The 11,613-nt window shown below is 72.8% G+C and carries 8 protein-coding genes; 2 read left to right on the top strand and 6 right to left on the bottom strand.

Annotation, left to right across the window (positions count from 1 at the left end):
* Positions 1 to 90: 90 nt before the first annotated feature.
* Positions 91 to 327 (bottom strand): MbtH family protein, encoded by a 237-nt coding sequence (locus tag ACIQK6_RS10415; protein WP_329098421.1) that lies wholly within the window; start codon positions 325 to 327, stop codon positions 91 to 93.
* A 687-nt stretch (positions 328 to 1,014) separates the two neighbouring features.
* Between ACIQK6_RS10415 and ACIQK6_RS10410 the strand changes: the two genes are divergently transcribed.
* Complete coding sequence (locus tag ACIQK6_RS10410) at positions 1,015 to 3,261, top strand: MMPL family transporter (RefSeq protein ID WP_329098420.1); 2,247 nt, start codon at positions 1,015 to 1,017, stop codon at positions 3,259 to 3,261.
* 72 nt (positions 3,262 to 3,333) lie between these two features.
* Here the strand turns inward: ACIQK6_RS10410 and ACIQK6_RS10405 are convergent, their stop codons facing one another.
* The 4 genes from ACIQK6_RS10405 to ACIQK6_RS10390 form a co-directional block, all read right to left on the bottom strand.
* Positions 3,334 to 5,559 carry a protein kinase gene (locus ACIQK6_RS10405; protein ID WP_402694659.1) on the bottom strand — a complete coding sequence of 742 codons (2,226 nt, stop codon included), beginning with the start codon at positions 5,557 to 5,559 and terminating at the stop codon, positions 3,334 to 3,336.
* Between the two features lie 4 nt (positions 5,560 to 5,563).
* Positions 5,564 to 6,499 (bottom strand): serine/threonine protein kinase, encoded by a 936-nt coding sequence (locus ACIQK6_RS10400; RefSeq protein WP_329098418.1) that lies wholly within the window; start codon positions 6,497 to 6,499, stop codon positions 5,564 to 5,566.
* 130 nt (positions 6,500 to 6,629) lie between these two features.
* On the bottom strand, positions 6,630 to 8,735 hold the full coding sequence (locus tag ACIQK6_RS10395) for a serine/threonine-protein kinase (RefSeq protein ID WP_329098416.1): 2,106 nt from the start codon (positions 8,733 to 8,735) through the stop codon (positions 6,630 to 6,632).
* A gap of 153 nt (positions 8,736 to 8,888) precedes the next feature.
* Positions 8,889 to 9,344: an Lrp/AsnC family transcriptional regulator gene (locus ACIQK6_RS10390; RefSeq protein WP_329098413.1), complete on the bottom strand. Its 456-nt coding sequence runs from the start codon at positions 9,342 to 9,344 to the stop codon at positions 8,889 to 8,891.
* Between the two features lie 151 nt (positions 9,345 to 9,495).
* On the opposite strand from ACIQK6_RS10390, the gene ACIQK6_RS10385 reads away from it, so the two are divergent.
* Positions 9,496 to 10,497, top strand: a complete 1,002-nt coding sequence (locus ACIQK6_RS10385) for an asparaginase (protein ID WP_329098412.1) — start codon at positions 9,496 to 9,498, stop codon at positions 10,495 to 10,497.
* 125 nt (positions 10,498 to 10,622) lie between these two features.
* On the opposite strand, the gene meaB is transcribed toward ACIQK6_RS10385, so the two are convergent.
* Positions 10,623 to 11,606 carry a methylmalonyl Co-A mutase-associated GTPase MeaB gene (gene meaB, locus ACIQK6_RS10380; RefSeq protein WP_402694658.1) on the bottom strand — a complete coding sequence of 328 codons (984 nt, stop codon included), beginning with the start codon at positions 11,604 to 11,606 and terminating at the stop codon, positions 10,623 to 10,625.
* Between the last annotated feature and the right edge of the window lie 7 nt (positions 11,607 to 11,613).

Raw genomic sequence — 11,613 nt, 5'->3', positions numbered from 1 at the left:
CCCGGCTGATGGCCGGGTAGCCCCGTTCCTCGTCATCGGTCCTTCGGTCGTTGGTCGTTCGGTCGTTCCGCGAAGTGCCCCGATCTCACTTCATGCGATGCCCACGGAAGCCGGGTCCGCGGCCATCACGTCGCGCAGGCTCTTCGGGCGCAGGTCGGTCCAGTGCTCCTCGACGTGTTCCAGGCAGCGCTGGCGACTTTCCTCGCCGAATATGATGCGCCAGCCGGCGGGAACTTCAGCGAACGACGGCCACAGCGAGTGCTGTTCCTCTTCGTTCGCCAACACGTAGAACCGGCCGTCCGCGTCATCGAACGGGTTGCTGCTCATAGAACCACTCCAATTCGAGCCGTTCACGGTCCGCCTCCCGGTCGGGGAGCGGACCGTCATCCGTTGGTGGGGATGGAGTCGGCGAGACCGCCGCGCCCGATCATGGCATGAGCGTCACCAGCGCGGCCCGCGTTCTCTCCACCCCGCGCGTCAGGGCTTCCTGTCGGTCCATCAGCATCGCGTCGTGTCCTGGACGTAGTCCCTCGGTGATGCGCCTCCGCGACCGGCCATGCCGGCGGCCCGCGGTGCGGTGCTGGGTCGACGGCGAGCCGGTGGAACTTGACGGGGTCGACAACATCGCCCAGATGGAAACCGGCGTCATCGAGTCGCCGTCCGACTGTTGTGTGCCACTGTGGCGCCATGTGTGTCGAGGGTGGCGTCGGGGTGAGCGGCGCCCGCCCAGTGCCGCGCGTTCGCTCGTCCAGCGGGCTGCCTTCCGAGATGGGGGCCGTGTTCGGCCGACTGCCCGCACTCGCGCCGGGGCGGCACCGCGGCCGGGGGCGGGTGGCGCTTTTCGGCCACCTTGATGCGATGGCTCAGATGTGGCGCGACAGTGGCGCCATGTGTGTGCCATTCTGGCGTCATGAACCTCGGTGGCGCAGACCGTGACGCCGAGGGCGAGGCGCCCACCGTTGCCCACGCCGCGCCCGCTCGTTCCGTACCGATCCACACGGGAGTTCTTTCGCCATGGCCACCTTCCTGTACACAGTGGGCCGTCTCGCCTTCCGGCGACGAGACCTGGTGTCACTGCTCTGGCTCGCCGTCCTCGTCGGGTTCGGCGTCGCCGCCTCCACCGCACCGCCTCCACCCACCGACACGTTCTCGATGCCGGGTACGGAGTCGCAGAAGGCCTTCGACCTGTTGAAGGAGAAGTTCCCGGCCGTGAGCGTGGACGGCGCCACCGCCCGCGTGGTCGTCCGGGCGCCCGCCGGCGCGAAGCTCTCCGATCCCACCGAGAAGGTCAAGGTCGAAAGGCTCGTCGCTGCGCTGACCACGGCGCCGGACGTCGTGTCGGCCTCCGACCCCTTCCTGACCGGGGCCCTCAGCCAGGACGGCACCACGGCGTATGCCGTGGCCACGTACAAGGTCCCCGCCCTCAAGGTGACCGACGAGGCGCACGACGGCCTCGACAAGGCACTCGCGGACGCCCGGTCCACCGGACTGGTGGTCGAGGCAGGTGGTGACGCCATCACAGTGGACGGAGCGCCCGGCGGCGGCGCCGAAGGCATCGGCATCCTCGTCTCCGCCATCGTCCTGGTGCTCACCTTCGGCTCGATGATCGCCGCGGGCATGTCCCTGCTGACGGCCATCGTGGGCGTCGCCATCGGTGGCGCGGCCATCACCGCCCTCGGCAGCACCTTCGGACTGTCCAGCACGACGTCCACCCTCGCGCTGATGATCGGCCTCGCGGTCGGCATCGACTACGCCCTGTTCATCGTCTCCCGATACCGCTCCGAACTGGCCGAGGGCCGGGAGCGCCAGGACGCCGCGGGACGGGCCGTCGGTACGGCAGGCTCCGCCGTCGTCTTCGCCGGACTCACCGTCATCGTCGCCCTCGCGGGCCTCAGCGTGGTGAACATACCGATGCTCACCAAAATGGGCCTCGCCGCCGCCGGTACGGTCGCCGTCTCCGTGCTCATCGCGATCACCCTGGTGCCCGCCCTCCTCGGCTTCGCGCCGATCAAGGTCATGCCCCGCAGGGAACGCAAGATGCACTACGGCAAGCCGCTCACGGAGCGCCAGCAGCGCAAGGCCGACAAGCGGGCAGCGCGCCGGAAGCCGAACCTGGGTACCCGCTGGGCGACCTTCGTCGTCCGCCGCCCGCTGGCCGTCCTGCTCCTCGGCGTCGTGGGCCTCGGCGCCGTCGCCGTGCCCGCCGCGGGGCTCCAGCTCGGCCTGCCCGGCGAGGGCACCATGGCTGCGGACACCACGCAGCGCAAGGCGTACGACCTCCTGTCCGAGTCCTTCGGAGCCGGGTTCAACGGACCGCTGATGGTCACCGTCGAGGCCGCGGACGCGGTGACCGCGGCCGCCGTCGTGGGCAAGGAACTCGGGAAGGTCGAGGGCGTTGCAGCGGTGACCCCGGCCACGCCCAACGGCAAGGGCGACACCGCGGTCCTCACCCTCATCCCGAAGACCGGCCCCGCCGAGCACGAGACCGAGGAACTGGTCGGGAGGATCCGGGGCATCGCGGGCGGCCTCGGGGCCGACCACGGTGCCGAGGTCCTGGTGACCGGCCAGACCGCCCTGTTCATCGACTTCTCCCAAACCCTCGACGACGCGATGCTGCCGTACTTGGGGCTGGTCGTCGGACTCGCCTTCGTGCTGCTGGTGCTCGTCTTCCGCTCACTGCTCGTCCCGCTCAAGGCGGCCCTCGGTTTCCTGCTCTCCGTGAGCGCGGCCCTCGGCGCGGTCGTGGCCGTCTTCCAGTGGGGCTGGCTCTCGGACCTCTTCGGCATCGACCAGCCCGGCCCGATCATGAGCACGCTGCCGATCTTCATGATCGGTGTGGTGTTCGGTCTCGCGATGGACTACGAGGTCTTCCTCGTGACCCGGATGCGAGAGGCCTACGTGCACGGGGCGCGGCCCGACGAAGCGGTGGTCACCGGGTTCCGCTACGGCGGCCGGGTGGTCGGCGCCGCCGCAATCATCATGATCAGCGTCTTCTCCGGCTTCATCATGGAGGTGAACGTCTTCGTCAAGATGGTCGGCTTCAGCCTCGCCATCGCCGTCCTGTTCGACGCCTTCATCGTCCGCATGGCCCTGGTGCCCGCCCTGTTCGCCCTGCTCGGCCGGTCGGCCTGGTGGCTGCCCCGCTGGCTCGACCGACTCCTGCCGAACATGGACGTCGAGGGCGAGAAGCTCGGCCGGACGACCCCCGGCCCGGCGCTGCCCACCCAGCCGCGGGAGCAGGAGGCCCGCGTGGCGGGCTGATGATCCACCGAACGGAACGCCCGTACGCCGACGGCCCCGAGCCGCCGGCGTACGGGCGTTCCCGCTGCGGCCCTACGGGAGCGGGAGGGCGATCAGTTTCTTCTCCTCGCGAAGGTAGAGCCGCTTGCCGTCCGGATCCGGCGTCAGGGCGTAGGCGTTCGTCGGGTAGCGCCAGACCGGGGCCTGGGTGCGGATGCGGACGGCTCGCAGACCCGCCCCGTCCATGGTGTAGATGTGGCTCGGGGTGACCACGGGGGCGAGGTCGCGGTTCGGGTTCGCACCCTCCGGCAGGATGTCCATCCACTGCAACGTGCCGAAGGCGGCGCTGATGGCGACGACGCCGCGTGTGCCCTCCACGGCGTAGACGATCCCGTCGCGGACGCTCGGTGTGCCGTACCGGCGCCGGGCGCCGACCTCGCCCGCGTCCCGGTTCGCGCCGAAGACCCAGGCGGATTCGCCGTCGGTGAGCCGCAGCGCGTGCACCTTCTCGGCGCCGATGTACACGCGGTCGTCATCCGTGGCCAGCTGGTCCGGCGTGGCGCCCGGCCCGTCCAGCGACACGGCCCAGCGCACGGCGCCGCTACCGGCGTCGTGCAGCGACAACCGGGAGGCGTCGCCCGTCTCGCCGCGATGCCACAGCAGAACCCCTCCGCGTACGGCCTTGACGCGGACGGGGGAGGGGCGCCCGAGTTCCACCTGCTGCTGGGTGGGGGCCGGCGTCGGCTGTCGCCACAGTTCCTTGCCGGTCTTCAGGCTCGCGGCCAGCACGGACCACTGGTCGCCGGCGGCCGCCTTGGCACACAGGAACACGGTGTCGCCGGCCACCCCGAGGATCTGGTTGAGCGCGTTCGTACCGTCGTACGCGCCCAGTTGGACGAGCGGCGCCTGCTCCTTGCCGTTCTCCAGGTCCAGGGATAGCACCGCGAGGGCCTTGTCCGCGGCGTCCGGCTTCCTGACCGCGTAGAGGGTCTTCCCGTCGGTGGCGACGCGCCAGCCGCGCGAGAACCCCTGGACGTCCCTCAGGCGCTTGCCGTCCTGTTGGTAGATCCCGGTGGTCGTGGTTCCGGTGGCTGCGACGAGCATGCCGTTCACCGACAGCGGGGCGTCGCCCGTCACAGGGACTGCCAGTTCGACCTTCCACAGCTCGTCCGGCGGTGACTCCAGGGCGGGCTGTCCGGCGTCCGCCGCTCCGTTCCCGTCTTCGGCGCGGCTGTCGAGCCAGGCCCACAGCCCGCCCCCCGCCGCGAGCGCGAGGGCGCCGGCCGCGGCCCCGGAGACCGCGAACAGTCTGCGGCGCGACATGCCGGCGTCGTCGGCGACGACAGGGTCCGCCTCCCCGCGGGGGGCCGGCAGTCGCGGCGGGGGCTCCTGCCACACGGCCGCGGCGCGCCGGGCGATGTCCGCGAGCACCGGCTGGGGCAGCCGGTCCGCGAACGGGCCGCCGCCGGGAGCGAGGAGGTCCGCCAGCTCGGCCGTCGTGGGGCGCTGCGCAGGGTCCTTGGACAGGCAGCGGGCGAGCAGCGGAGCCAGTGCCGCCGGAACGCGTCCCAGGTCGGGTTCCGCGTACCGCACCCGGTAGAGCAGGTCCGCGGCCTGCCCACTGCCGAAGGGGCCGTGCCCACCGGCCGCGAACACCAGGACGCCGGCGAGCGCGAACACGTCGCCGGCCGGGGTGTGTTCGAGGCCGCCGGCCTGCTCGGGCGACATGAAGGCGGGCGTGCCGGCCGCGGCCCCGGTGCGGGTCAGCCGTTCGTCGCCGAGGGCGCGCGCGATGCCGAAGTCGATGACCTTGGGCCCGGCGGCCGTGACCATGACGTTGGAGGGCTTGAGGTCGCGGTGCACCACGTCCGATCGGTGCAGCTGGCCCAGCGCCCGGGCGAGGTCCGCGCCCAGGGCGCGCACGCACGGCTCGGGCAGCGGGCCGGCCAGCCCCACCGCTTCGTCCAGTGGCGGCCCGATGACGTACTCGGTGGCCAGCCACGGCGTGCCGGCCAGGGCGTCCGCGGCGAACACCCGGGCCCCGTAACGGTCGCCGATGACCCGGGCCGCGTCCGCCTCCAACCGGAACCGGGTACGGAAGGCGGTGTCGGCGGCGATCCGGGCGTGGACCGTCTTCAGTGCGACCGTCCGCCCGGCCGCCGAACGGGCCAGGTAGACGGTGCCCATGCCGCCGCTGCCGAGCCGGGCGAGCAGCCGGAAGTCGCCGAGGTGCTGCGGATCGTCGTGCGTGAGCGGTGCGAGCGGTGCGAGCGGTGCGAGCGGTGCGAGCGGGGCGGGCGGTACGAGCGGGGCGGACATCGGGTCAGTGCACCTTCTGGGCCGTGGCGAACGGCTTTTGCGGGGAGGGGAGTTCCGCCGCGAGCAGCGCGGCGGACTGGGCGGCGAGCGCGGCAACGACCCGGCCCGGCAACGGTACGGCTCCGTGGTCGAGGACCGTTCCGGCCTGCGCGTACGGGTCCTCGGACGCGGCGGAGCCCGCCCAGGGGGACACGAGTTCGCCCAGCACTTCCCGCGCGGACTGCGGCCGGACCGCCGGGTCGGAGGACAGGCAGGTTCCGACCAGCGTCCGCAGCCCCGGCGGCAGTTCGCTCTGCTCGGGCACGGTGTGGCCGGTCGAGGCGTAGGCGAGGACGGCGCCCAGTGCGAAGACGTCCCCGAGCGGCCCCGGGCGGCCTCCCGACGCCTGCTCCGGGGCCAGGCAGCCCGGATCGAGCCCGGGCAGCCCCGTCCGCCGCGTCCCGTCGGGAGCCGCGGCCCGCAGGGCACCGAAGCAGGTCAGCAGCGGTCCCGCCGCGGTGACCAGCACGGCGGCCGGTGACAGCCCCGCGTGGGTCATCCCCTGGGCGTGTCCGGCGGTCAGTCCTTCCGCAAGTGCGGCGCCGAGCCTACGGACGGTGTCCTCGGGCAGCGGCCCGCCGTACGCGGCGAGCACGGCCGGCAGCGGCAGCACGGGCGTGTACGGGGACGCGTACCAGGGGAAGCCGGCCGTGCCGCCCACCTCCTCGATGCGCAGGAAGCGGGGCACGGACGACCGCCGGGCGCCTTCGGCCTCGATCGCCCACCGGGACGGGTCGGCGCCGACCCGGGGCACGCAGACGAGGACGGTGCGCTGCCCGTCGGCGGTGCGCCCGAGGTAGCGGCGCTCGGGAACGGTGCGTTCGGCGGTCTCGGAGTCGAGCCGGGCCAGGATCGCGTACGGCCCGACGTGCGACGGGTCGTCGTGGCGAAGGCGTTCCATGGGCGCTCTCCCGAGTCGGTTGATCGGCCCCGAGCCTAAGCGGTGCCTGCCGGGGCGCTTGAACCGGGCGGGAACCGCGTGCGGGGGAACGGGCGGGGGAAGGTGCGGGGGAACGTGCGGGGAGCGCGCCTCACTTCTCGATGGTGGGCATGGCCGTGAGCTTCCCGTCGTTGACGAGGAAGACGCGGTTCCCCGCGCCGGACATGCCCCAGGGGCCGCGCGATTCGGGCGACCAGGTCCAGAACCGGCGGCCGGCGACGACGGAGTGGGCCGAGACGCCCTGCCCGTCCCCCTGAACGACCCAGACCGTACCGGCCTGCACGACGGGGGGAGTGTGCGGCACCGGCCCCCGAGCGGTGCGGTCCCGCGGGAACGGCCCGCCGAGCTTCATGTTCGCCTCGGTCAGCTCCGTACCGTTCATCGCGAACACGCTGGCGTCCTTGACGACGGCCGGGCCCCAACCGCCGGCCCCCTGCTGCGGCGCCTCGACGGCCTTGATCTCCTCCCAGATCCGGTCGCCCGTCCTGATGTCCAGGGCCGAAAGGTCGCGCCCGCCGAGGTAGACGACGTCGTTCACGACGAGCGGCTGCACGGCGGACTTCGCCTGGCCGCCGAGCCGCCAGACCGTGCTTCCGGAAGCGGTGTCGACGGTGATGACGTCCCCGTCGGCGCCGAAGAACACCAGTCGGTCCATGCCGACCGCGGCCCGCGGCCCGGGTGCCTTCACCGCTGCCCCGGGCAGCGGCACCGTCCAGCGGACCTTGCGTCCGGCGGTGTCCACGGCACGCAGCTCCCCGCCCCGCGTCACCAGGTAGACCGCCGATGCGTCCGCGGCCAGGATGCGTCCGGTGTCGGCGCCCACCACCGACCATTCCTGCCTGCTGGTGGAGGCTTCGAAGCAGAGCAGCGCCCCGCCGGAGCCCGCGGTCACGAACCGGTTGCCGGGCAGTGCGACGAGTCCGGCGGCCGGCCGGACGTCGGGCAGCCGCCACTTCTCCTTGCCGTCGGTCGTCAGACGCGCCGCGAGGCCGCCGCCCGCGGCCGCGAAGACGACCACGTCGAGTACCGGCAGCGGGGTGGTGACCACGCCGTCGACCGGTCCCGCCGCCACGGGCAGCGGACCCCACAGCTCGCCCGGAGGCGTCCCGTGCCGCCCGACGAGGATCGACAGCGCCTCGGCGTCCCTGGCCGGTCCGGCCGGGGGGATCTCGCGCGGTTCCTCGCGCAGCAGCCACCAGGCGCCCGTGGCACCGCCGGAGGCGGCCAGGACGCCGCCCGCCACCAGCGCGCTGCGCAGCAGCCGCCTGCGGGACGGCCCGGTACCGGCTCCGGATTCCTGCCCGACGACCGCGGCCTGCCGGTCGGCCTCGGCTCCCCGGCGCTCGATGTCCTCGGCCAGGGCTCCGGTGCGCCAGATCCGGTCCGCTCCCGGCGGCGGCGCGAAGGCACCCGCGATCTGCTCGGGGGTCGGGCGGTGCGCGGGGTCCTTGGCGAGGCAGGGGGCGATCAGCTGCCGCAACTCGGGCGGTACGGAGTCCAGTTGCGGCTCCCCGTGCACCACCTCGTACTGCACGGCGGCCACGTGGGTCCCGTCGAAGGTGCGCTGTCCGGTGGCCGCGTACGCCAGGACCGCACCCAGCGAGAAGATGTCCGCGGCCGGGCCGACGCGCTGGCCGAGCACCTGCTCGGGGGCGCCGTACCCGGGGGTGACCGGCACCTGGCCCGTCGTGGTGAGCGTCAGCCCGTGCTCGGGTCGTGCGATGCCGAAGTCGATGACGCGCGGTCCCGCCGAGGTGAGCACGATGTTGGCCGGCTTCAGGTCGCGGTGGACCAGCCCGGCCGTGTGGATGTCCCGCAGGGTGGCGGCGAGCGGGGCGGCGAGCGCGCGTACGCCGTCGGCGCCGAACGGCCCGTACTGGCGCACCGCGTCGTCGAGGGTGGGTCCGGTCAGGAACTCGGTGGCGATCCAGGGCCGGCCGTCGTGGTCGTCGACCTGCGCGTTCAGGACGCGGGCGACGCCGCCGCTGGTGACCGCCTGGGCGGTGTGCGCCTCGCGCAGGAAGCGCTGGACGAGGTGCGGGTCGTGCGCGAGCTCGGGCAGCAGCACCTTGACGGCCGCGGTACGGCCGCCGTCCTCCCGGCCGAAGTACACCTTGCCCATGCCGCCTTCACCGAGGACGCCGAGGACGCGGTACGGACCGAGCCGGATCGGATCACCGGCGCCGAGGGGTTTCATTGGGTGCTGCTTCCTGTTCCTGTTGGTCCGGGCCCGCCGTCCGGGCCCGGGTACGTGCGTGAGTGCCAGAGTGCGCGAGTGAGCGAGTTCCCGGGTTCATGGGCTCACGGGTTCATGGGCTCACGGGTTCATGGGTTCGCGGGGGCGCCCACGTCAGTGACCGACGGGCAGGCCGTTCGGTTCCTTGATGCGCTTCATGATGATCTGCGAGTTGACCTCGGTGATACCGGTGAGGGCCGTCAACTTCTCGATCCACAGGCGCTCGTAGGCCCGCAGGTCGGCGACGGCGATCCGCAGCAGGCAGCCGGGACTGCCGAAGAGGCGGTAGGCCTCGATGACGTCCGGGATGTCCTGGAGGGCCGCCTCGAAGGCCTCGACCGCCTCCCGGTCGCGCCGCACCTCGACCGAGACGAGCACCTCGAAGCCGCGGTCCACCGCGTCGGGGGAGATCACGGCCCGATAGCCCTGGATCACCCCGTCCTGTTCCAGCTGGCGCACCCGGCGCATGCAGGGGGAAGGGGTCAGTCCCACGCGCTGGGCGAGTTCTTGGTTGGTCAGGCGGCCATCGGCCTGGAGCTCGCGCAAGATATCTCGGTCAATGGCATCCATGACGCAATTATCACCCAGTGTTTGTGAACAGGCCTGAGGGAATGCGCAATCACATTGCGCGTAGATCGCTCTATCATTGCTGCTTTGAGTACATATGTACGAGTGACGTACTAGTGACACGAGTGACTCGAGTGAAGGGCGGCCACGGCCGATGGGACGGATCGTCGTGATCAGCACCGGCGGAACGATAGCCAGCCGCTGGCAGGGTTCCGGCTTCGCAGCGGACGCCGACGGGAACGAGGTGATCGCCACCGCACCGCTTCCCGAGGGCATCACCGTCGAACTGGTCGACCTGTTCAGCGTGAACAGCCCGCGACTCACCACCGCGCACCAGCTCACCCTGCTCCGCACCGTGCACGAGGTGCTCGCCGACCCCGGCGTGGACGGCATCGTCGTCACGCACGGCACCGACACCCTGGAGGAGTCGGCGTTCTTCCTCGACCTCCACCACCACGACCCGCGCTCCGTGGTCTTCACCGGCTCGCAGCGCCCCATGGGCACCGCCGACGGGGACGGTCCGGGGAACCTCTACGACGCCCTGCTCACCGCCGCGAACACGCGCGGACTCGGCGTGCTGATCGCCTTCGCCGGTCGGGTGCACGCCGCCCGCGGCACGGTGAAGACCCAGGCCGTGGAGCTGGACGCGTTCGCCGACCCCTCGAAGGAGCTCTTCGGGAAGATCGGCTTCGGCAAGGTCACCATCCTGCGCACCCCGCAGCGCCCGGCGCCGCTCCCGTTGCCCGCGATGCCGGAGCTCCCGCCGCGCGTGGACGTGGTGGTGCACCACGCCAACGGTGACGCGGTCCTGCTGAACGCCGCCGTCGAGGCAGGCGCGCGCGGCATCGTCCTCGTCGGGACCGGCGCGGGCAATGCCACTCCGGAGATCGTGGAGGCCGTCCGCGCCGCCGTCGGCCGCGGGGTCCTGGTCGCGCTGACCACCCGCGTCATGGCCGGACCGGTCACCGAGATCTACACGCACGGCGGGGCGGTGGACCTGGTGGCCGCCGGAGCCGTGCCGACCGGAACCCTGCGCGCCGGACAGGCCCGCATCGCGGTCCTGTCCGCGCTGCTCGCCACCGAGAACCCGGTGGAGCAGACCCGCGTCCTGCGACTCGCCGTGAACGAGGCGGGCCCGGTCCTGGCCGAGGTCTGACCCGCAGCGCGTCTGCCGGTGGCCCGCCGGCGGGGCTGGAAAACCAACCCCGCCGGCGTTTGAGGCGCGGCGGGGGGGGGGGGGGGGGCCCCCCCCCCCCCCCCCCGCCGCCGCACGCACACGGGTCAGGCCCGGCCGAACGCCGCCAGGATCTGGTCCGCCGCAGATGTCGCCGTGACCGTGCCCGCCCGGACCGCGGCCTCCAGGCCCGGCGCGAGTTCCCGTACCGCCGGGTCCGCCCGCAGGCGTTCCAGCAGTTCGTCGCGGACCATCGACCAGGTCCACTCCACCTGCTGCGCAGCCCGCTTCGCCGCCAGCCGGCCCCCCGCCTCCAGCAGGGTCCGGTGCTGCTCCAGCCGGCTCCACACCTCGTCCAGCCCGGTCGACTCCCGCGCGCTGCACGTCAGGACCGGCGGGGTCCAGGCCGCGTCCACCGGGTGCATCAGCCGCAGCGCACCCGACAGTTCGCGGGCCGCGGCCTTCGCGTCCCGCTCGTGCGGGCCGTCCGCCTTGTTCACCGCCAGCACGTCCGCCAGCTCCAGGACGCCCTTCTTGATGCCCTGCAGCTGGTCGCCCGTACGGGCCAGGGACAGCAGCAGGAACGAGTCGACCATCCCGGCCACCGTGGTCTCCGACTGGCCCACGCCGACCGTCTCGACGAGGACCACGTCGTAGCCCGCCGCCTCCATCACGATCATCGACTCGCGGGTGGCCTTGGCGACCCCGCCCAGCGTGCCCGCCGACGGCGACGGCCGCACGAAGGCCGCCGGGTCCACCGACAGCCGCTCCATCCGGGTCTTGTCACCCAGGATGGAGCCGCCCGTGCGCGTCGACGACGGGTCCACCGCGAGCACCGCCACCCGGTGGCCGAGCCCCGTCAGCATCGTGCCGAACGCGTCGATGAAGGTGGACTTGCCCACCCCCGGCACACCGCTGATGCCGATCCGGCGGGCCCGGCCCGTGTGCGGCAGCAGCTCCGTCAACAGCCCCTGCGCCAGCACCCGGTGTGCCGGCAGGGTGGACTCGACGAGGGTGATCGCACGCGCGATGAACGCGCGCTTCCCGTCGAGCACCCCCTTCGCGTACGCCTCGATGTCGATCTTCGGCACCGGCGCC

Origin of the sequence: Streptomyces sp. NPDC091682 (assembly GCF_044756625.1) — a bacterium.
Lineage (GTDB): Bacteria > Actinomycetota > Actinomycetes > Streptomycetales > Streptomycetaceae > Streptomyces.
The sequence above is the reverse complement of the archived record's forward strand: the minus strand, read 5'-3'. Positions and strand labels throughout refer to the sequence as shown.